Origin of the sequence: Olsenella sp. oral taxon 807 (genome assembly GCF_001189515.2) — a bacterium.
Lineage (GTDB): Bacteria > Actinomycetota > Coriobacteriia > Coriobacteriales > Atopobiaceae > Olsenella_F.
The window spans coordinates 157543-179175 of the sequence record NZ_CP012069.2 but is presented as its reverse complement, the minus strand read 5'-3'; the positions used below and the strand labels follow the sequence as shown (position 1 = coordinate 179175).

Here is a 21633-nt window from a genome sequence, read left to right as displayed (position 1 = left end):
CTCACGGAAAGACGCAGTCTGCAACCGCCACCTCACGGAAAAGCGCAGTTTGAGACCCACGACTTACGGAAAGACGCACTCTGGGCGATCGCGAGCTACCAAAGGCGCTCCTTGTAACCTTACGACCCAGCCTCCCGAATCGTGACATTTGGCCGATGGGTCAGCAGCTGTGCTAGTATCCCTCTGTAATGAGACTCCTGTAGAGTTTCTGACACAAAACCACCCCATAGCGAGGAGAGTTCATGACCATCATCCCCGAAGGCTACGAATCGCGGCTGTCACTCTATGACACCCAGCGCGCCGTAGAGCGCATCAAGTACATCTTCCTCGCAAAGCTCTGCACGGCGCTTCACCTCGTGCGCGTGACGGCACCCCTCGTCGTGGATCCAACCACGGGCATGAATGACAATCTCAGCGGCATCGAGCGCCCCGTGAGCTTTGACGTGCTGGCGACGGGCAAGAACGCGGAGGTCGTGCAGTCACTCGCGAAATGGAAGCGCTACGCACTCCGACGCTACGACTTCAACATGGGCAAGGGTCTCGTATGTGACATGAATGCCATCCGCCGAGACGAAACCCTCGATAACCTGCACTCCATCTACGTTGACCAGTGGGACTGGGAGAAGGTCATTTGCGAAGAGGACCGCACCCTCGAATACCTGCAAGATGTGGTCAGCCGCATTGTCACGGCCATCTGCGACACGCTCGACGAGCTCAAGTGGCACTATCCCCAGCTCGACGTAGAGCTGGATCGTAGGGTCACCTTTGTGAGCGCGCAGGAGCTGGAGGACCTCTACCCCGAGCTTGCGCCCCAAGAACGCGAGAGGTGCTTTGTGGCCGACCACCACACCACCTTCATCATCGGCATCGGCAGGGCGCTACGCTCCGGCCGCCCGCACGACAGCCGCTCCCCCGACTACGATGACTGGGACCTTAATGGCGACCTACTCTTTTGGGATGATGTGCTCGGCTGCGCCCTGGAGGCAAGCAGCATGGGCATCCGCGTGAGCCCCACGTCACTGGACCAACAGTTGACTATCGCGGGGTGCGACGATCGCCGAAAACTGCCCTTCCACAAGATGCTCCTTGAGGGCGAGCTGCCCTACACCATCGGCGGGGGCATCGGCCAGAGCAGGCTTTGCATGCTGCTCTTGGGCAAGGCCCACGTAGGCGAGGTGCAGGCCTCCGTCTGGGATGGCGAGACGGTACGGACATGCCAAGCCTCAGGCGTGCAGCTGCTATGACGCCCGTCTCGAATGGGTCTTTCGCCCGGACGCGCGTTTCGTGTCACTTATCCAATAAATGAGCATATCAACCACCTCATTCATCTAAAGGGACGCGCGAAGGTCAAGCGGTACGCTGAGGGAGGCGGCCCGAGAGGCTCTTCCCGACCAAGGACCACGAGGCCCTGAGCGTCGCGAAGCTTGCTGGGGAGGTCCACGTCGCCGTGGGCAGCTTCCATCGCTCGCCGAGACGGCGCATCTCCATGCCCGACATGTCCAGCTCGCCCCCGTTAGGGACGGCTTCAAGAAAGCCTGCAACAACGCAGTCCTGGGGTGTCGGCAGCCGATGCGGACAGCCGTCGCGAAAGCAGCTTGGGCACAGGCACGAAGAGGTGCTTCCGCTTTAGGCACTTTCGCACCGCGCATCGGCCTCTTGCCGTCGAGGCGGCGCTGGATGCGCGCGTCGTGACCCGCCTCAGCGAGGGCCCTGCGCGGTCTTCATGTCAGACGAGATAAGCTGATCTCCACACCAGGCTCACCGCGACCAGCGAGCACCCCTTGATCGAATCGGAAACGGGTCCGGCACCCTGCGCGATTGGCAGGAGAGGTCCTTGGTCATAATGTAGCAGCCAAAAGTGGGGAACGGATATGGGGCTTCGTGAGTTCGTGTGGGTGGGTGGTTGCGTCACTGCCCTGGCGGCGTGGTGGGCGTCACCGCCAGGGCAGTGACGCAAGAGTGTACACAGATCGGCGAAACTGGCCTCTCGGATTCGTTTTGGGGCACTTGTGTACACTGTTGCGCCGTTGTAGACAGGTGAGGGGACGCAGGAGTGTACACAGATTGGCGAAAACGGCCTCTCGGCTCTGTTTTGGGGCACTTGTGTACACTGTTGCGCCGCTAGTTGCGACGCGAGTCGCGTCGGGCGGCACGAGTGCCCCAACCACCATGGCGTACCACCAGCGCCCCCTCGGTGGCCGCCTCCCCCTTGGTCGGAAAAACAGCTTCTGCGCGAGCTGCGCCGCCGCTAGGTTGGCGTCTTCGCCGAGGCAGCAACCCACACAAACCCCCGAAGACCACGGATATACTGGCAGGTGATGAACCCAGGATGACCGCTAGTTCAAGTCACCGGGTCTAAACTTATGTCTATAGAGAGAGCTCACGTGCGCGGGTGGGAGAACCGAGCCATCGAAGGCATTGCCGAGCAGGGCGAGGCCGCTAAGACAGGCGCTTGGCCCGAGCGGTGGCTCTCCACAGCACGGCTCTCGCCCTATCTCGCGTCCTGCGACAATGACATCGAGCGGGCGCTCGATGTCCACTAGTATAATATCCACGAAGTAACTGGACTGCAGGTGCGGCATGCTCCCGTTGACGGAGGGCGGGGACGGGAGGCACGATTTGGCAGGGTCGAGGACGGCGGTCGCGCTGGGCGCGAGAGACAGGGAGAGGCCCGAGCGGCTGGCCCGCATGCGCACGACCCAGGTCGCCGCCAGGGCCCGGATCCTGCTGCCGTGCGACTCCGGCGAGACGCCGGGCCCATCGCCGAGAAGGTCGGGCGCACGTCCGACGGCGTGCGCCCGTGCGCGGCGAGGCACCTCGAGAGCGGCGTCGAGCGCGCTCTGTCGGATGGCGCCCACGGCGGTAGGCCGCGCGAGATCGACGGCGCTGACCGCGCGTTCGTGGCGGACCTCGCGTGTCAGCGCCCCGCCGACCCGGGCCACTCCGCCGGGTCCAGGGCGAGCGACCTGCCTGCGGACCGCGCCGGGGAGGCGGCGGAGGCCGTAGGCCACCCGAGGCTCGCGACGGTCGCGACCGGCAACGCGCAACATCCTGGCAGACGCCCAGACCGAGCCCCACAAGATGGCCAACTGCCGCGAGCGGCGCGACCCCGACCCCGGGGCCAAATCGCGCGACGCGCCGTCCCACGACGAGGGGCCGGACACCCGGGACGCGCGCGAATACCGCCCCCGACCTGCGATCCGTCGCGGGCGGCAGGGGCACGGTCGGGCGAGGCCACGGGCACGGGAGGCTCGGGACGCTCTCTCCTTGCCTCAGCTAACCGCCGGCCCGCGAGGCGACCCCCTCGCGGGCAAGACGCGCGAGGGCCCCGACCACGCCGGATTCCCGGGCGGCAGACGCCCGAGGGGCGACCTGACGCGGGCCGTGTTTGGCGTCGTCTCGGAGCGCACCCCCGCGAAGGCGAGACTCCACCTGCCGTACGTCCCGGGCCGCCTCGTGCCCGTGTCCGCGCCCGGGTACGGCTCCCAGCCGGACCTGGCCGGGACCTCCTCTCGGGGACGGCCCACCGAATGCTTCGCGGCATCCGGGTCTCGAGCGGGGACGAGCCCGGGGGGTCCTGCGTCACCTCGGGAGGCGAGCGCCGAGCCGGTCGTCCACGGGCGGGGGCGGGACCTGTCGGACACAGGCCCGACGACCGAGGGGCCCGTCGTTGACACCCTCCTTTCGGATGGGGCAGACGAGGCACGCTAGTTGCTGGACGCTATGCTGGGCGACTGCACCATCACCGTCAGCCACGCACGGGGGAACGACAGGGGCGCCCTCTACGAGAAGGAGCCCAAGACGTCGAGCCCGGCCCGCACCATCCCGCTCGTGGCGCGCATCCTCCAAGCGCCCAGGACCATGCGCGCCGCAGTGAGCTGCCTCGGGCACGCGAGCGTGAGCAAGGCACTCAACATCTACGCCGATGTGGGCCCCGACGCCAAGAGGGCCGCCGTCTCAACGGAGCAGGACTGCCTCGACGTGGACATGGCAGCGTCCCCCATCGAGTGCGACCTCTTCGGCAACGAGCCCGACTTGCAGCCGGTCGCCCCCCACTTTCACATCGACCAGTTCGAGGCCATGCTCACCCAGGCGTGAGCCCAGCAGAGCTGAGCGAAGTCGCCCGCCGAGGAAACGCCACGGCATACGACGTTTCCCCAGCAAGCCGGAAAGGCGCCGCCTTGAGATTATGGTCGGCGGCATCAAGCCTGGGCCTCTTGATACAATTTCAGACCACAAGAGAGGGAGGGGCAGATGCTAAAAAGGAGCGGAAACGAGAGCAAGGGGCTAGAGAGGCCGGCAGCCGACGACATACGACTGCCGTCGGGCTTCTACGAAGGCATCACGCAGGTCCTGGAACGGGCGCGCGGCCAGGCCTACCATGCCGTGAACTCCGCCATGGTACACGCATACTGGGAGATCGGCCAGCGCATCGTGGAGGAGCAGGGCGGCAAGGAGCGGGCCGCCTACGGCAGGGCGCTCGTCAAGGAGCTCTCCCGCCGCCTCACCCAGGACTTCGGACGTGGATTCACGGAAACCAACCTCAAGTACATGAGGCAGCTCTACCTCGCGTTCCCAAAAGGTCACACGCTGTGTGACGAATTGAGCTGGTCACACTACCGAGCTCTCTCCCGCGTATCCGACCCCGCCGCGCGTGCGTGGTACGAGCGAGAGGCCGTCAAGCAGGGCTGGAGCGTGCGAGTCCTGGAGAGAAACATCTCCACCCAGTACTACCACCGCCTGCTGCAGTCGCAGGACGACAAGAAGCCCGCAGTCGAGGCCGAGATGAGGGAACTCACGGCACCCCTGCAACATGACAAGCTGGAGTTCATCAAGAACCCCGTCGTAGCGGAGTTCCTAGGTCTCGCGCCCAACGCGGACTTCCAGGAATCAGAGCTTGAGGGCGCCATCATCACCAACCTGCAGAGGTTCCTGCTGGAGATGGGTAAGGGCTACGCCTTCGTGGCACGCCAGCAGCACATCCGCACCGAGCTTGACGACTTCTACATCGACCTCGTCTTCTACAACTACATCCTCAAGTGCTTCGTCCTCATCGACCTCAAGACGGGTCGGCTCACCCACCAGGACATCGGTCAGATGGACATGTACGTGCGCATGTACGACGAACTCAGGAAGGTCCCCGATGACAACCCGACGCTCGGCATCGTGCTCTGCACCGAGACGGACAAGGACGTGGCCCACTTCTCGGTGCTCAACGGGTCCGACCAGCTCTTCGCCGCCAAGTACCTCACCTACCTGCCGACGCAGGAGCAGCTCCGAGAGGAGATAGAGCGCCAGAAGGAGTTCTTCGCCGAGCAAAGGGGCATGCAGAGAGCCGGTAGCCAGCAGGACGCGACAGATCCTGAGATCCTAGCATAGCGTCCAGCAGCTAACGCGTCTTATCTGCCCCATCCGGGAGGAGGGTGTCCACGACGGGCCCCTCGGTCGTCGGGCCTGTGTCCGACAGGTCCCGCCCCCGCCCATGGACGACCGGCTCGGCGCTCGCCTCGCCGGCCGGCAGGTCGGCCAAGACAAGGAGCGACGGAGCGCCAGAGCCTCTCGTGCCCGTGGCCGCGCCTGACCGTGCCCGCTCCGTCCGCGCCGGGCCGCAGGTCGGGGGCGTGTTCGTGCTCGCCGGCACCAGGAGGATGGCTAAGGACACGCGGAATAAATCAGGCTGACGGATGGGTTTGGGTCGCCTCCCGGGCGGGCGAAAAACATGGGAGAGTGTGGCATATCCGCAGTTGGCAGGCCTTTTTGCGCCATGATGGAACGGTCGGGACGGACGGGCGGCGGGAGGGCCGGGGATGGCACCGGGCAGGCAGGCGAGCCTCACGCAGGTCGAGTGGGAGGGCAGGGCCAGGCGCACGAGGCGGGCCGAGTTCCCCGGCCAGACGGGCCCCGTGGTGCCCCGGGCCGAGGTTGCTGGCCCTGGTCGAGCCGCCGGGGACGGGCGCGGGCAGGCAGCCCTGGCCCGCCGAGACGCTGCCCGGGACGCGCCTCGCGCGGTGCCGGCCGGACCTGTCCGACGTCGCCTGCGAGGACGCCTGCTACGACTCGCCCTCGGTCCGCGACCTCGTGGGGTGCTGGGACGGCGTGCCCGACGCCACGACCATAGAGGCGCCCAGCCCGCCCGAGAACGCGTCGGGCTCGCGCGACCCCGAGATGCACCAGACCAAGAAGGGCAACCAGTGGCACTTCGGCATGAAGTGCCACTCGGGCGAGGACGCCGGCAGCGGCTACGTCCACAGCGCGACCCTCGCGGCCGCCAACGTGCCCGACGTCTGCGAGGCGCACGGGCTCGTGCGGGACGACGACGAGTTCTGCTACGCCGACGCGGGCTACCGGGGCGTCGCCAGGCGCGAGGAGGTCCGCTCGGACCCGCACCTCTCCGGGATCGACTGGCGCGTCGCGATGGGCCCCTCCAGGCCCGGGGCCGCACGGCGGGCCCGGTGGGACGGGCGCGGGGAGGGGCGGAGCCGAGGCCTCCGTGCGCGCGAGGGCAAGCGCCCCTGCCAGATCGCCAGGCGGGCCTTCGGCTACGCGAGGGTCCGCTACCGCGGCATCGCGAAGAGGGCGAGTGCGCATCCCCGCCCTGCTCGCCAGCGCCAACCTGCCCGTGTGCGCCAGGGCCGGGAGGCAGGGGGAGTTCCTGGGGGCCTCCGTGGCGGCCGCCTGACGGCGGCCGAGGGGACAGGTGTGCCGCGAGGGCGCCCGGAGGGGCCCGGGACGCCCGGGGAGGCCGCAGGGGTCCGAATATGACCAAAAATCGACCGATTGCCAGGGGTCCTAGCAGGGGCTAAACACTTATTCTGTGTCTCCCTAAGGGGAGGCTGCTCCCCCCCTGCCACGCCCGAGGCCGCGTCGAGAAGGTCTTCGAGATCGCCAGGCAGGGAGGCAGAGCCCTGCCCGTCTGCGTGCGGAGCGAGGAGACCTTCCGCAGGCACCTGCTCATGTGCCTCGTGGCCACTGCGGCGACCAGGATGATGTCGGACGTGCTGGCCTCGCGCAGGACCTCGCCCGCGGTCGAGTCGATGCCGGGGATCCCGCGCGAGCGGCACGCGATAGGGCGCGACGGGCAGCTGGTCACCACCGAGCCCGTGAGGAAGACGAGCGAGGCGCACGGGACCTTCGGGATCAGGTGCCCGGACACCATCAGGCTGCCAGTTGTGGGCTAAGGAAGTGCCGGGAACTCAGAACCACTCTATCCCTGATAATGTCACGACCGACGACACCGGTCGAGTTTCTGATATTCTCCTCTTGTCGCACGCCGTTCAGGAGATACTTCTGTTTCGTGGCGTCGCAGAACTTCTCAACGGCCTCGATACACGCGATCCCCAAGGCTGCTGCGAGCTCTCTTGCAAAGTCGGGCACGAGGTTCGGGTGTCGACGGCTGGGGATGGGGACGACGCAATCGATGCGTTCTTTGCTGAATATCAACAATTGAGTGGGAATAGCTGCTGGCAGCTTTAAAGCTGAATTTATTGGTGCGGTTTTCTGCAAATCCCAGTAAACCACACCCATAACTGCTATGATGAGCCCGGTTGAAAGGAGCCCATCGTGCAGGTATACCGTCGTGAGAAATACCTTAAGGCCATTCGTGGCTTCTATCACGACGAGGGGATGATCAAAGTGATCATGGGCGTACGCCGCTGCGGCAAGTCATGCCTGATGCGCTCTATTGCAGACGAGCTTGTCGAATCCGGGGTGCCCGAATCCGCCATCGTCTTCATCGACCTAGACGCTCGAGGTAATAGGAGCGTGAAAACGCCCGATAAGCTCGAAGCCCTTATAGACTCCTCCACGCCAGCCCGGGCGGGGGGCACGAAATACCTCTTTATCGACGAGATACAAAACGTCGAGGGCTTTGAAGATCTCATCAACGGCTATCGGACCGATGGCGGATGGTCCATCTTCATCACCGGCTCCAACTCCTACCTCCTCTCGGGAGAGCTCGCCACAAAGCTGACCGGCCGCTATCTCGAGTTCGACGTGTTCACGCTCGATTTCGCCGAATACCTTGGTATGAAACGGTTCCTCGGCAAGCCCGTCAACCAGAAGCTCTCACTCGAATTCTCCGAGTATCTGGCGCTCGGGGGCTTCCCAAAGGCCGTCGAGTATGACGCGGAGGACGAGAGGCGCATCTATATCCGCAACGTGATACAGGAGATTTTCGAGAAGGACGTGAAACGCTCGAACAAGATCAAAAACGTCTCGGTCTTCAACGCCGTCCGCGATTACCTCATCAATAACTTCGGGTCACCTACGAGCCTCAAGAACTTGCTTACGCACTTCAACGACGTGGAGAAGGTACCGATCAAGCGCGAGACCCTAAACAGATATATACAGATTCTCGTCGACGCAAAGATTCTCTACCGTTGCTCGAGATTCGATCTGAAGTCACGTAGATCGCTCTCGCGTGACGAAAAGTACTACCTTGCCGACCTAGGATTTTACTTCGCAACGAACACCGATGCGAGGATAAGCTATGGCCCCGCCCTGGAAAACATCACGTACCTGTACCTTAGAAGCCTCGGGTACGTGCTCAGCGTCGGGCGCATCGGTGAATTAGAGTGCGATTTCATAGCACGAAGGAGCTTCGGGGAGTATCGCTACATTCAGATTGCGATGACTATCGCAGAGCGCAGTACCGAGGATAGAGAGTATCGCCCATTCGAGAAGATACGCGACTCGTACCCCCGCTACCTGTTCACCTTGGACCCATTGCCTCAAACGCGAGATGGGGTGCGGCACCTGAACCTTATGGAATTCATCGCTCAAGGCGATGATCTTGGCTAAGGCATCGATGCACCTATAACGAGCTTTATAGAGAGGCTTCGTGAGTTCGTGTGGGCAGGTGGTTGCGTCACCGTCCCGGCAGCGCGGGCCTTAGGTCCGAGCGCCTTGGCATCACGGGGGCCATGGGGCCATCGACGTCGTAGGACCCGTGGCCTCGCCTGGTCGCGCAAGCAGCCGTGGAGACAAAGGAGTGTACACAGATTGGCTAAAATGGCCTCTCGGAGCCGTTTTGGGGCATTCGTGTACACTGCTGCACCGTTGTGGACAGACGTGGAGGCAAAGAAGTGTACGCAGATTGGCTAACTCTCTGTTAGACACAGCTTCCCTCATCATTAGGTATGAGGTTCCCTCCCAGGACGCTCAACCGTACCGCGAGGGAGAGCGCCTGCGCAGGCAGAGGCTCTGTAGAGGCCTCCGGGCACGTTGCCCGGAGGCCACCTTTCGTGGTAGGATTAGGTATGTTATAGGTATGTAGGAGAGGGGGGCGGGAATGGGCGCGTACTCGGTCCCGGAGCACATCAGGGCGATGAAGCCCAGGGGCACGATGGTCAAGGCCATCAGCGGCCACTACTACGTCTACGAGTATCGCTCGGTGACCGAGGGCGGGAGGAGGACGAGGATGGGCCGCTGCGTGGGCAAGATAGAGGAGGGCCGCGGGTACGTGCCCAACTCCGGCCGCGCGTCCGGCTCGGAGATCACCACCCTGGAGTTCGGCGACTGGGCGGTGGCGCTGTCGGCCTCGGCACCGGTGCGCGGGCTGCTCGGGGAGCACTTCCACGCCGACGACGCGGATCGGATATGGGCGCTGGCCTGCATGTTCTGCGTGCGTGGCGTCACGCCGGCGAGGGACGCCAGGAGGGTCTGGGAGCAGTCGGCGCTCTCGCTGGCCCTGCCCTCCGTCGCCCTGGGGGAGCGGGCCGTGGGCGAGCTGCTCGACGCGCTCGGTCGCAGGCAGGGGCCGGTGCTCGCGTTCGAGCGGGCGCTCGCGGAGGCGAGCTCGCGCCTGGTCGCCGTCGACGGCCACGTGGTCGGCTCGGGGTCGCTCCCCGACGACCTGGCCGGCAAGGGGTATCGGTTCGGCGCCACCCACTGCGACCAGATGAACCTGCTCATGGCCTACGACGCCCTCGGTGGCTCGCCGCTCGCCTGCCGCATCGTCGAGGGCGGGCTGCCCGGCGAGGCGTCGCTCGCCGACCTGGTCGCCGACGTGCCGCTCGACGGCGTGCTGTGGCTCGTCGACTCCGGCTTCCACAGCGCGGCCAACGTCGAGCTGCTGTCGAGCGGGAACAACGACTACATCATGCCGCTGCACAAGGGGCTCAGGGCATGCAAGGACGCCGTGGCCGAGATGGACCTGCGCGAGCGGCTCGGCTGGGCGCGCGGGCGCAAGGCGACGGTGGTCGAGTGGAAGGAGCACGACGCGGGCGGCGGGCGGCGCGTCCTCGTGCTGCGCGACCGCGACCAGGCAGCGGTCGAGAGGGCAAACTACCTGCGCTATCTCGCGCAGGGCCGCAAGGGCTACACCGAGGACGGCTTCGCCTCCGCCGAGCCCTTCTTCGGTGTGTGCGTGCTGCAGACGAGCCTGGCGGACGCGACCGCCGAGCAGGTCTGGGACCACTACAAGAGACGATGGGCGATCGAGACCTACTACGACTGGCTCAAGAACGGCATGGGCCTCCGGGGCCTCTGCCAGCGCGACTACTGCCGCGCGCAGGGTCTCGCCTTCGTGTGCCTCGTCGCGTCGCTCGTGCGCAGGGAGCTCGCCGACCTGGTCGGGGGGCGGCTCCCCGGCCGTACCGTCGACGAGGCGCTGCTCGACGCCCGCCTGGTCAAGGCGCACCTCCGGGCCGGGAGATGGGGATGCTGCAACTGCAAGGGGTCAGTCAGGAGGCTGTTTGATACCCTAGGTGTGCCGCTCGAGGCGAGGTTCCCCATTCCCGCCCCAGCGCATACCTAATGATGAGGGAAGCTGTGGTTAGACCACCGTCGGCATGGCCAGCTTATCCTCCCAGTAGGACCAGAGGGGCTGCGGCTCCCTCGCGAGGGCGAACCGCGTGTTGTCGTAGCTCCCCGTCGCCGCCTGGCCCGACAGGGTGTCCGCCCTGTCGGCGCCCGGCCCCCTCGTCTGCTCGTCCCACAGGAACCAGCCGGGGTGGTGGCCGGGCCTCCCCGGCGGGACCCCCCGAGGCGCGCCAGGAAGCCCTCGGGCCTCGCGTGCATGGCGTCCGCCATGCCGAGCTCGCCGCGCACGGCCTCCCGCGCGGGCGTCGCGTCGTGGCGCGACACGCAAGCGCGGGGGGGCACCCGGGCGTACCCACGGAGGCCGTCGGTCGAGACGGACGTTCCCTCGCCCACGGCCCCCAGGGCCGAGGCCGTACGCCTCGTCGGTCGGCCGGCCCCGGTCCGCGACCTCGCAGAACTCGTCGCCGAGGTCGCCCCCCGCAGACCACGCACACCTTGAGGTTCGATATGCCGCGCTCGCGCACGGCGCCGCCGAGCGCCGCGGCTCCCGGGGCAACGCCGCCGCCGACCCGGGCCGCCTGCCGGCCGGCGACTCGCCGGGGCGCGTGCCGTCGACCTGGCAGGAGACGGCCGTCCCCTCCCGGGCGGCGCAGGGGCGCGGCCCACGGCCTCGCTGGGCCCCGTGCGCACGAGCCGGGACGTGCCCGGGCACACCCCGCAGGCCCCCGCGCGCTCCCCGGGCGTCCCGCCCGCGCACGCGTGCCCGGCGCGGCTCGCCCGGACGCCCCCCTCGGGCCCGGGGCACCCGGGCGGGCCCATGGCCCTGCGCGAGGGGGCGCGGCCGCAGGACCCGCGGGACCGCCCCTGCGACCCGCCCCCGTCGCGCCCCTCGCGCACGAGGCGCGTCCCGCCGCACCTGGGGCACGCGCCCGGCCCCCTCGCCCCTCGCGGTGTCATGCCAGGCATCCCCGCGTCTCCCCTCGACATGTTTTCTCGCTGACAACATCGTGGCGGAGACGCGGGGCGTCGTCATGCCGACGGTGGTCTAACAGAGAGTTAGGTATAGACGATACACTGGTGAAGCTGTTGCGAGTACGGTGAACGAACCTGTACGAAAGCTTGGACTGCAAGAGACGCCGGGACAGACTGCCGTAACCCGAGATGACCATCCCACCCGCCGGACGAGAGTGGTGGGATGGAGCCGCAGGACGTGGGGACGGGAGCATGGAGTGCTCCAAACGGAAGATGTGCAGGGACATGGCGAGAGCGACGAAGTGGGACGAGCTAAGATCGGGGGGTCACAGCGGAAGGCGGCTGCTATAGGCGGCCGAAGACCAGCCTGCGGAGCAGCCCCGCAATGCCCCAGACAGCCTTGCAATGGAGCATGGAGCCCCCACGGCTTGGCGCGAGCCCACAGAGACGGCCGGCGAGTGGGATGGGAAGGGTCCCTCTCCTTGTCGAGGCAACGCGCTCGACAAGTGAATCGCTACTCCGGCCTCTTGCGCTTCCCTTGACGGAGATTCTTTATCTCTTTAACGCTCAGGTGGGCGAGCTGGGCATAGCGCAGCAGCGTCTGCTCGCTTAAGCGCATCATCGCCAGCGGCTTGCCCTTCTTGTCGCTCTCAAGCAGGTACATCCTCCTACAGTCGACATCTTGCACCTCGAAGGAGCCGTGGGCGAAGGCGTTTCTGATGTAATAGAAGATCGCCTCGGTATCGGGCATGTCGGATCGCGGAGCGAAGACCAGGAGGTCCCTCTTCATGGCATCAGACCCTAGGCGCTTTACCGCCGATGCGGCTACCTCTTCGACGGTCTGGCCGTTCTCAACCTTGATGTACCTGTCCTTCCTCTTGAGGGGACCTGTGATCTCTCCAAGAATCGTCAGGAACAGGTCACCACTGATCCCCCTCGCGTGGAACGATGTGTTGCGGGCACTCACCGACTGATAGAACCTACTCTTGCTCTTCTTGCCGTCTGGGCGCTTCCCGTCCGACACCTCGTGGCGGTGCGAGCTGGGGCACTCGAAGACGAGGTCCCGGACAATCTTGCCGAACTCCTCGCTTTCGATGGGGATCTTTGCCTTCGGGTTCCACCATCCCATCTTCGGATCCTTTTCTCACACGCTTTGACGCGGGCCTTATTCTCGCATGCCGGACACAACACCCGTCCGTCCTTTTACCCAAGCTAATTCCCGGAACAAGCAGGCCCAACCCGAGTGGCTCCGAAAATACCATAACGCAGAGATTCGTGCCCTATGCCTTTCTCTGAAGTGCGACGACCCTATCGTGCTGGCTGGCCACGTCGGCATCATGCGTAACGGTGACGACCGTAGACCCAAGGTCACGATTCAGGCCAAACAGAAGACCGATGATCCTTGACCTGTTCTTTGCGTCAAGGGAGGCGGTAGGCTCGTCAGCAAGAATTACTTGGGGGCTCATGATGACAGCCCGCGCAAAGACGGCCCTCGCCCTTTCCCCGCCGGAGCATTCGAGCGGTTTCTTGCGCAGAATGGGACCGATGTCAAGAGTGTCCACCACCTCCTCAAACCTACCTGACCGGCCGCTGCCGGGCGGCCGCGCGTAGAGCAGGGGCAACTTGATATTGTCCGCAATGCTCAAGGAGCTGATGAGCGCCGACTCCTGTAGGACGAATCCGATCCTTTGGTTCCTCCACGCAGCCGACTCGCGATCTGACAGCTCTCGGGCGGATCTGCCGAGCAGGGTGTAGGAACCTGCGTAGTGTCTGTCAATCAGGCCAAGGATGTTCAATAGCGAGCTCTTGCCAACGCCAGACTCCCCGACTATCGCAAGCTTTTCGCCCTCAGCGACCGTGAGCGAGAAGTTCTCAAGAAGGGTTACGGATGACGAGCCCTTCCTATATGTCTTGTGCTCTAGCTTGAGGTCGATGACGTTATCCATCACTGCAAAACCCCCACCGAGATGGGAACCCGTCTCAGTCTCCAGGAAATCGTCTGCACAACCACCGTGACCAGAAAGAGATCGAGCAGTAGTGCGACAAGCAAGGCCAGCCAGTCCATCCCGATCAACCCCGCGCAGCCATAGGTCATAAGAAATGCACTCTTACCTTGCCAGGCATCGTACCTCGAATAGGCGGCCATGGCAAGAACGGCAAGCAGGGTAAGGAGCGAAAGGCCCGCGTAGTATGAGAAGAGGAGCCGCCGGACCTTGGAGTAGCTTAGCCCCACCAGCACGTTGATCGTGAAGTCGCGCACCATCACACGCACGCTTGCCAGAGAGCCCCAGACGGATAGGACGATGGTCAGGACAAGGAGCGCGCCAGAGACAACAAGCAGGGAACTCGTCGAGGAGACAAGGTACTGGTTGTAAAACTCAATGTTGTCCTGTCGACTATAGTAGTTGAACTTGACCCCAATCGTTCTGTTGACATATGCGCCCAGCTCGGACACGCCCGTACGATCGGTATTAACTAAAATGAGATCCATGAGCCCGTTGAGCTTAAGAAAGGCGTCGGCCTGCTCAATGAAAGCTCTGTTCACCGGGATAACCACCGAAAAGTTGTGGTACTGCTTCAAATCAGGCGCATAAAGGATCGAATGCGACGAGTTCTCGGCGATGATGCCAACGACCCTCACCGTCAACTCTCGGCCCAATGCGGGGTCATGCATGGTGAACTGCGAGCCAAGCGGATAGTCGTCGGCGAGCCCCCTGCCCACCAAAACGGGAATCGCCTCGCCTTGGTCCAGGCTGTAATCAAACGTCAGCCCGTCTCCCTTCGCGACGGAAAAGCCGTTGAGCTCGTTATATCGCTGATTCATGTAACCCACCGGGACTTCGACCCCATGGCTGTTAGCTAGGTCCGTGATGTAGCCGTCAGTGTAGAAAGCGTACTCATATCGGTCGTCCAGGACATCGTAGACGCTCTGGATCGATTCTTTTGAGCTGCTGTCGACATCTACCGTCGCATCCGGATCCAAGCTCGCCATGAATGTTCCCTCCGCGTTAATGCGCGCCATCTGCTCGTAGCCCTCACGTGCGGAAAACACGGTACGAGCCGTCGAGAACACTATGTAGTTAGCCAGAAACAACAGAGTCAGCGTGCCTATGGCGAAAATTGGCTTCCTTAGGAATATACGAGTCAAGAAAAAATGAAAGGCCTTCATCTTGCCCCCATAAGACCCGCGCTCGCGAGGATGTACATGGATAGGACGGCGAACAAACAGAGGTTGTCAACGATCTCGAAGCCCAGCAGGAGATGCAGTGCGATCGAGAGAGCACAGCAGATGCCGAGCAATGCCAGGCATTCGATGATGTACCTGAGTCGTATCAGCGTCAGCCTGTCCCCTACCAGCACCCGGCATCTGATCTCTGTTCCAGAGCTTGCCAGCAGGTGGTAGTGAAACACCAACGCCACCACAGAGAACCCCAGAACGAAGGCACGTTTATTATGCAACATGAACTCGAAGTATCTCAGTAACACATCTGAGCCTGCCGCCTGACGCTCCACGCATGCGAGGAAGCTTGCCAGCAGAAAGCACCCCACGTATAGGGCACCCAACTCGAGACGGCTTTTGGGTCTTAACAGGGATTTCTCGACAAAGTGGCTCACGAGGCTACGGCGTGCACTCCATGACATCTCCCCATCTCTAGAACGGTCGAATCTAGCGTTCCACTTGCCAATGTTACCATTGCGAGACTTGGATTATGGGTAGTTCGTGTAAAGACTTCAATCTCGCGATGCGTTCGCGTACGCCAAGCGCATGGCTCACGTCATGCCTTGCCGAGCTTGAGGGCGACCTGTCCATCGGTTCATGGGCGGGGACGCGGCGTCGATGGGAACGTGGATCGCGTCGAGCAAGAAGCTGCGCACTCACCGGACCCGAGACCCGCCCGCTTGAGCCGCCCCAGCCAAGCGTCGAGAAACCGTAGCTGCTCGCGGGTATGAAACCAGTGCTCCCCGCCTCTCATGACGCTCAGGTCCGCGCCAATCTGCCCTGCGAAGGCCGACGTAGTCTCGACGGGCGTCAGGTCGTCCCCCTCGCCGCACAGGATGTGGGTCGGGACGCCCCACCGTATTGGGTTGTCCCTCACGTAACGGAGGTACTTCCAGGACAGCCTCTCGCCAAAGCCCGTCTCGATCTCCAGCCTCTTCGAAAGCTCCTCCTCGGTGACGCCCGCGCGCGCCATCATGTCGCGTATCAGCTTCTCCATGTCCACGATGGGAGAGACGAGATACACCTCGTCGACGTGTCTCTTACCAAGGGAGGACAACGCAAGAAACGCCCCCATGCTGTGGGCGACCAGGACAAGCGACCCGTAGCGGCCGCGTCTCTCGCCAAAGAATCGAGGGAACTCCTCATGCGCCTCCCATGGGCTCTGCGACCTGTAGTCGAAGCCAATCACATCACTTTCGGGGAAAAGGGCCCTGTAGTGCTCCGCCTCCTTGGCGGAGCCACCCCTTCCGTGCACGTACACGACCAGACGCCTCAGCTCGGCAGATTCCAGCCCGCATACCCCCTGAGGGTCACGGCCTTGGCACGCCCGCAAGGATCCGCTCATTGCGCAACCCCACACCGGCACGGAGCGTCGAAACGGCGCCGCTCAGGGGACTGATGCCCTCGTCCCGCCCGGTGCGCACGGCGGCGAAATTCATCGCGGAGAGGATGGGGATCAGAGCACTGATAGTAGCCTGGTAGAGGACGAACTGGCACCTCCCCTGAACAAGCTCCAACGCATTTGGCAACCATATCCATGCCTCACGCCCCCTTCCCCTTCGGTGAGCTGCATTCCAACCTTAGCACACGATAGCGGCACGGTAATCCTAGGGCAGCCTCAGAGGGCGAGGGACCCTCTCCACCATGATAAGCCTACCACCGTACAGGTACCGGGACCGAGCGGCAGCCTTAGGGCCTTGTCCGCTCCAGATGGCAAAGCCCCGCATGGCCTGGAAATGACCCGCGCTTCGTGCTTTCATCTTCGGCGAACCACTGCACAAAGATGCGCAACACCGCAGCAAGTCGAACGAAAGGGGTCTACATGGAACGCATCATCGAAGCCTACGGCCTGAGCAAGGCCTCGCTCACCAAGGGCGCCCCTCCCATACTCGACAACTGCTCAATCTCCATCGGTCCCGGTATGACTGCGGTCGTCGGGCCCTCGGGGGCGGGGAAGACCTCGCTTCTCTACGCCCTCTCGGGACTGGACGTCCCAGACACAGGGCAGATGCTGGCATTTGGGCAGGACGTGTACGCGCTCCCCGATGGGCAGCGCACGCGCTTTTTGCGTGAGCGCGTCGGCTTCGTGTTCCAGGACTACAACCTCGTCCCGTACCTGACCGTCAAGGAGAATGCCCTCCTGCCGCTCTCGCCAGCTGGTCACAGAGGCGACCCCGCGCAGCTTGCAGCGCTGCTCAACCGCTTTGGGCTCTCTGGGCATCACGCGGCGAGAGCGCAGGAACTCTCAGGCGGAGAGAGGCAACGCTGCGCACTCATCCGCGCCCTGATGCTCTCGCCAAAGGTCCTCTTCGCCGACGAGCCAACCGGCGCACTCGACACCGGCAGCTCTCACGTCGTGCTCGCGACGCTCAAGGAGATGGCATCTACCGGCTGCGCGGTCGTCGTGGTCACGCACGACCCCAACGTCGCATCGGCCGCCGACGTGATCATCTTCATGCGCGACGGGCGCATCACGCACGTCGCAGGCAGCATGGCCCCCAAAGAGATACTTGACGGCATGAAGGAGCACGAAAGCGAGGCAGACCATGCATAGGTATGCAATCCGGATCTTTGCCGAGGACCTCGTCGGCTGGGTCCCACTCGTCTGTGTCGTCACAATGACCTCGACCCTCGTCGGCATTTGCGTGTCACAGGCCGTCTGGACGTCGGGTCCCGCGTTCGCCGAGGCCACCCGTGCAGCTCGGCTCGACCTCACCGGGTTTCAGGTCGTGTCCGTCACCATCTACGCCGAGGTCGCACTCATCGCCCTGTTTGCACTCACGGCGATCGGGTCGGCCACCGTGAGGCGCTGCCACTCCACCTTCGCCCAGTGGCGCCTCGCGGGTGCCACGCCCATCCAGGTACGCGTCTCAGCGCTCTCCGTAGCTGGCCTAGCCTCCGCCATCGGGTCGGCCGCAGGCTCGCTTGCCTCCCTTCCCCTCTCGTCTGCGCTCGTGCCCGCGTTCGACGCGCTGGCTGCCGAGGGCTTCTCGGGTGGCCTCGGATCGTTTGAGCCACCAGCCTTCGACGTGGGAGCGCTGGCTGCACCTCTCGCGTTTGCCGTGTCTTGGCCGACCTGCATGGCGGGAGCGATCCTGCCTGCCCTCCGAACCGGGAGGGTAGCCCCCGTCGACTTCCTGCGCAAGACGGGAGCTGATACGGGCCGCTCCCGCGCGGGAACGGCGGCAAGACGAGTGCTTTCGGGCCTCCTTCTTGGACTCTCCCTGGTTATCTTTGTCCTGGGCGCGCTCTTGGGCGGCAACGGGGTGGGGGCCATCGTGAACGGCATCGTAAGCGCCGGCATTCTCGCGACGCTCGCCGTGTTCGCCGCTGGGGTCGAAGGGGTCCGTCTCGCCACCCGCGCTGCGGGACTGATACCGCGTACGCTCGGGGACGCCGTGGGTCACCTAGCCGCTCGCGAGGCAATCGAGGAGATAGAGCGCGACTCCCACGCGGTCGTCCCTTTGGCTGCCGCACTCGGCGGCGGGTCGGCGCTGCTCTGTGCCGCCCGTTACCTCGAAGAGGTCCTCTCCCGACTCGGCCTGCCCGCAGAGCTCAACTACGCCGACGTCCTCGTGCTCTTTGGGCTTGTGGGGACACGGTGCGCCTCATTGCCTGGAGGTCGCTGATAGGGGTCACCTCGGATCCTGAGGATGACGCGCACCTCACCCCCGCAACCGCCGGCACGGGCCTCACGCGCCTCGAACGTCGCGTACGTGGCGCGGGAGGAACGTTCTTTGCCGGACCCTCCGAGGGCAGTTAGACGCTGAGGGCGAACATCCCCGCGTCCACATCCGCCGGCGCCAGTCCGGTCGAAGGGGGACGGTTATGATATCGGTGATGGTCGTCGACGACCAGCGCTACGAGAGGCTTGGACTCGCGCTGATGCTCAAGGGCGCCGAAGGCATCCGCATCGTCGCGCAGGCGGAAAACGGCCGCGAGGCGGTGGACGCGCTCGCCGCCGCTTCGGGCGACGAGATGCCGGACGTGGTGCTCATGGACGTGCGGATGCCCATGATGGACGGCATCGACGCCACCCGCATCATTACGCGGGCGCATCCAGGCGTCAAGGTGCTTGTGCTCACGACCTATGACCAAGATGACTACGCGCTCGGCGGACTGTCCGCCGGCGCGTCGGGGTTCCTGCTCAAGGACGTCACCTCAGCAGAGCTCGCCGACGCGGTACGTGCCGTCGCCTCCGGCGACGCCGTGCTCACGCCAAGGATCACGCGCAAGGTACTGGGAAGATGCTTTCCCTCCTCCCCACTGGCGTCCCCAAGGGGCAGTGCGCCTATGCACAAGGGGAGCTTCTCGTCGCTCACCCCGCGCGAGGCCGAGGTCGCCTCCCTCGTCGCCGACGGTTTCTCGAACGCCGAGATAGCCGAGCGACTCGTCGTGGAGCCAGCGAGCGTACGCAGGTACGTGAGCAGGATCCTGGCCAAGACGGGCCTGCGAGACCGCGTGCAGGTGGCCGTCGCATGGGTCAGGGCCAAGATGTAGGCGCGTGAGCCATGGTTTTGGGGGGAGGGGACGGCGATCACGATGGCATCCTCCCCAAGATGGAGACGCGTGAGCCGATTTTGAAGAGGTCCCTGAATGGGGTGCGGGCGGCAAGGGCGACTTTGCGTACATCCGTGCCTGCGCGGCGCTCTCGCCATAGCCGTCAGGGTACGGCCCCGACCGCCTCAGCCCAAACACCACCCGAGCTTGCTGCGGCAACCTCCTTGTCCGCTTCACAGCAGCTCACAGTCTGTATGGGGGCAAACTTTTGGATGACTGTTTCGCTCTTGAGGACAGGTATCCGTACTCTTGGGTACGATACCCTTGAGTACGGTACTCAAGGGTACGGATATGCTAGAGAAGAATGACCGGAAGGGGACTATGTTCGTCGCACGCGAAGGGGAGCTCACGGCGCTCGAGCGCATGTACAAGAGGGATGGCTTCCAGATGGCGGTCATCTACGGGCGGCGGCGCGTGGGCAAGACCACCCTCATCGACGAGTTTGTCAAGGACAAGAGGGTGCTCTACTTCACTGCCCAGCAGAAGACGTCGCACCAGAACCTTGAGCTCCTTAGCGCCGCCACCTACGCGGCGTTCTCGCTGCCCGCAACGCTCCCCGCCTTCGCGTCCTGGAACGACGCCTTGAGGTTCGTCGTCGAGAGGGTCGGGAAGGAACCCCCCGACACACCGCTCGTCATCGTCTTCGACGAGTTCCCCTACGCGGCCGAGGCCAACCCGTCGCTTCCGTCGGCCTTGCAGACAACGATTGACCACGGCCTCAAGCAGACAGATACGAAGCTGATCCTCTGCGGGAGCAACGAGGGCTTTATGGAGAGCAGGGTGCTCGGCAGCAAGAGCCCGCTCTACGGTCGGCGGACGATGCAGATGAGGCTCAACCCCTTTGACTACCTCGATGCCGCCCGCATGCTCCCAGGCGTGCCCCCCGAGGAGCTTGTCATATACTATGCGACCTTCGGCGGGACTCCCTACTATCTCTCTCAGGTCGACCTCTCCAGGACCTACGAGGAGAACGTGCGGGAGCTGTTCTTCGACAGGCTCGGCTTACTTTATGAGGAGCCCCTCATGCTGCTGCGCCAAGAGCTCCATGAGCCGGCACGATACAACTCGATCCTCGATGCCGTGGGATCCGGCAACTCCACCCCATCGAGGATCGCAAAACGGGCGGGTGTGAACCCGAACTCCGTCGGCAAGTACCTGAAGACACTTTCCGTCCTCGGGATCATCGAGAAGGTCTCGCCTCTCGGGAACGGCCCCACCTCGAAGAACTCGGCCTATCGCCTGAAGGATCCCCTCTTTGCCTACTGGTACCGATTCGTAAGCAGGTATCTTGGGACGATCGAGAAGGGTGCGGGTGCAGCGGCGTCCGCCTACGCCAGCTCGGGACAGGCGCTCTCGACGTACGTCGGCAAGCAGTTCAAGGACGTCTGCCTGCAGTGGGTCCAACGAGAGAGCATCGCCGGGAGACTCCCGTTCTCCGCACTCGAGTTCGGGCAGTGGTGGGGCACCGACCCCGACGCGCACGAGGAGACGGACATCGACATCGTCGCCATGAACAGGGTGGAGCGGGAGCTCCTTGTCGGCGAGTGCAGGTGGCGCAACTCCTTCAACGAGACCGCAGCCATCAAGACGCTCGAGCACCGCTCGACACTCCTCAAAGGCTTCAGCAGACGTCACTTCGTCCTGTTCACCAAGAGGGAGACGAGCGCTGCGACAAGAAGGGCTGCGGCAGACAGGGCGGACCTTTGCCTCGTCACGCTCGACGAGCTGTATGCCGGGCTCAATCCATAATCTCTGAAATGCTTTTCACCTGGAAGATGGCGCCATCGTCAATGGGAACGGAAATGCTCTTAGCCATCATCATATTTGAGGACCGGGGACAAAGGAACGTACACAGATCGGCGAAAATGGGCTCTCGGTGCCAGTTTGGAGCGTTTGTGTACACTGTTGTGGCACGAGCTGCGTCTGGTGGCACGAGCGCCTCAACCACCATGGTGCGCCGGCGGCACCGATGAAGTCCTGCGCAAGCGGGGCACATACGGCGCACGGAAAGAAGACAGCCATGAGTAGCATGCACCCACCCGGCTCATTTCTGAGACCTCGTGAGCTCGTGTGGGTGAGTGGTCGCGTCGTCGCCCCGGCAGCGCGGGCCTCAGGGCCGA

General features: G+C 64.1%; 18 protein-coding genes. 12 read left to right on the top strand and 6 right to left on the bottom strand.

Features of this window, described 5'->3' with window-relative positions; translation table 11 throughout:
* Positions 1-242: 242 nt before the first annotated feature.
* The 6 genes from asnA to ADJ70_RS00785 all read left to right on the top strand — a co-directional run bounded on the left by asnA (position 243) and on the right by ADJ70_RS00785 (position 7178).
* Entirely contained in the window at positions 243-1244 is a 1002-nt protein-coding gene (asnA, locus tag ADJ70_RS00815; protein WP_050342659.1) for an aspartate--ammonia ligase, read from the top strand.
* A gap of 1119 nt (positions 1245-2363) precedes the next feature.
* The gene (locus tag ADJ70_RS14380; protein ID WP_157051330.1) at positions 2364-2543 is read left to right on the top strand and encodes a hypothetical protein; all 180 of its coding nucleotides are present in this window, start codon (positions 2364-2366) and stop codon (positions 2541-2543) included.
* A 1168-nt stretch (positions 2544-3711) separates the two neighbouring features.
* Positions 3712-4098 (top strand): hypothetical protein, encoded by a 387-nt coding sequence (locus tag ADJ70_RS00800; RefSeq protein WP_050342654.1) that lies wholly within the window; start codon positions 3712-3714, stop codon positions 4096-4098.
* Between the two features lie 156 nt (positions 4099-4254).
* On the top strand, positions 4255-5379 hold the full coding sequence (locus ADJ70_RS00795; RefSeq protein ID WP_083443708.1) for a YhcG family protein: 1125 nt from the start codon (positions 4255-4257) through the stop codon (positions 5377-5379).
* A gap of 543 nt (positions 5380-5922) precedes the next feature.
* Complete coding sequence (locus ADJ70_RS14875) at positions 5923-6762, top strand: IS5/IS1182 family transposase (protein ID WP_050342652.1); 840 nt, start codon at positions 5923-5925, stop codon at positions 6760-6762.
* A gap of 155 nt (positions 6763-6917) precedes the next feature.
* Positions 6918-7178 (top strand): hypothetical protein, encoded by a 261-nt coding sequence (locus tag ADJ70_RS00785; RefSeq protein ID WP_050342647.1) that lies wholly within the window; start codon positions 6918-6920, stop codon positions 7176-7178.
* Here the strand turns inward: ADJ70_RS00785 and ADJ70_RS00780 are convergent.
* On the bottom strand, positions 7156-7518 hold the full coding sequence (locus tag ADJ70_RS00780) for a hypothetical protein (protein WP_172674415.1): 363 nt from the start codon (positions 7516-7518) through the stop codon (positions 7156-7158). The genes ADJ70_RS00785 and ADJ70_RS00780 overlap by 23 nt on opposite strands.
* Positions 7519-7560: 42 nt before the next feature.
* Here ADJ70_RS00780 and ADJ70_RS00775 point away from each other — a divergent pair, with 42 nt between their 5' ends.
* Together ADJ70_RS00775 and ADJ70_RS00770 are read left to right on the top strand one after the other, a co-directional pair.
* Positions 7561-8799, top strand: coding sequence for an ATP-binding protein (locus tag ADJ70_RS00775; protein ID WP_050342642.1), 1239 nt, complete (start codon positions 7561-7563; stop codon positions 8797-8799).
* A gap of 490 nt (positions 8800-9289) precedes the next feature.
* A complete protein-coding gene (locus ADJ70_RS00770) occupies positions 9290-10756 on the top strand; it encodes a transposase (RefSeq protein ID WP_050342640.1) in 1467 nt (488 codons plus the stop codon).
* A gap of 1491 nt (positions 10757-12247) precedes the next feature.
* Here the strand turns inward: ADJ70_RS00770 and ADJ70_RS00765 are convergent.
* The 5 genes from ADJ70_RS00765 to ADJ70_RS00745 form a co-directional block, all read right to left on the bottom strand.
* Entirely contained in the window at positions 12248-12862 is a 615-nt protein-coding gene (locus ADJ70_RS00765) for a hypothetical protein (RefSeq protein ID WP_050342637.1), read from the bottom strand.
* A 151-nt stretch (positions 12863-13013) separates the two neighbouring features.
* On the bottom strand, positions 13014-13679 hold the full coding sequence (locus ADJ70_RS00760; protein WP_050342636.1) for an ABC transporter ATP-binding protein: 666 nt from the start codon (positions 13677-13679) through the stop codon (positions 13014-13016).
* Positions 13679-14902, bottom strand: a complete 1224-nt coding sequence (locus ADJ70_RS00755; protein ID WP_050342635.1) for an ABC transporter permease — start codon at positions 14900-14902, stop codon at positions 13679-13681. Before ADJ70_RS00755 ends, ADJ70_RS00760 begins: the two co-directional genes overlap by 1 nt.
* Positions 14899-15375 (bottom strand): hypothetical protein, encoded by a 477-nt coding sequence (locus ADJ70_RS00750; protein WP_050342634.1) that lies wholly within the window; start codon positions 15373-15375, stop codon positions 14899-14901. Before ADJ70_RS00750 ends, ADJ70_RS00755 begins: the two co-directional genes overlap by 4 nt.
* Positions 15376-15548: 173 nt before the next feature.
* Positions 15549-16298, bottom strand: coding sequence for an alpha/beta hydrolase (locus ADJ70_RS00745; protein ID WP_216597290.1), 750 nt, complete (start codon positions 16296-16298; stop codon positions 15549-15551).
* Between the two features lie 477 nt (positions 16299-16775).
* Here ADJ70_RS00745 and ADJ70_RS00735 point away from each other — a divergent pair, with 477 nt between their 5' ends.
* The 4 genes from ADJ70_RS00735 (at position 16776) to ADJ70_RS00720 (ending at position 21262) form a co-directional block, all read left to right on the top strand.
* Positions 16776-17507 (top strand): ABC transporter ATP-binding protein, encoded by a 732-nt coding sequence (locus ADJ70_RS00735; RefSeq protein WP_083443707.1) that lies wholly within the window; start codon positions 16776-16778, stop codon positions 17505-17507.
* Positions 17500-18582: a hypothetical protein gene (locus ADJ70_RS00730; RefSeq protein WP_050342631.1), complete on the top strand. Its 1083-nt coding sequence runs from the start codon at positions 17500-17502 to the stop codon at positions 18580-18582. Before ADJ70_RS00735 ends, ADJ70_RS00730 begins: the two co-directional genes overlap by 8 nt.
* A gap of 199 nt (positions 18583-18781) precedes the next feature.
* On the top strand, positions 18782-19453 hold the full coding sequence (locus tag ADJ70_RS00725) for a response regulator transcription factor (protein WP_050342628.1): 672 nt from the start codon (positions 18782-18784) through the stop codon (positions 19451-19453).
* 351 nt (positions 19454-19804) lie between these two features.
* Positions 19805-21262 (top strand): ATP-binding protein, encoded by a 1458-nt coding sequence (locus tag ADJ70_RS00720; RefSeq protein ID WP_157051327.1) that lies wholly within the window; start codon positions 19805-19807, stop codon positions 21260-21262.
* Positions 21263-21633 lie beyond the last annotated feature (371 nt).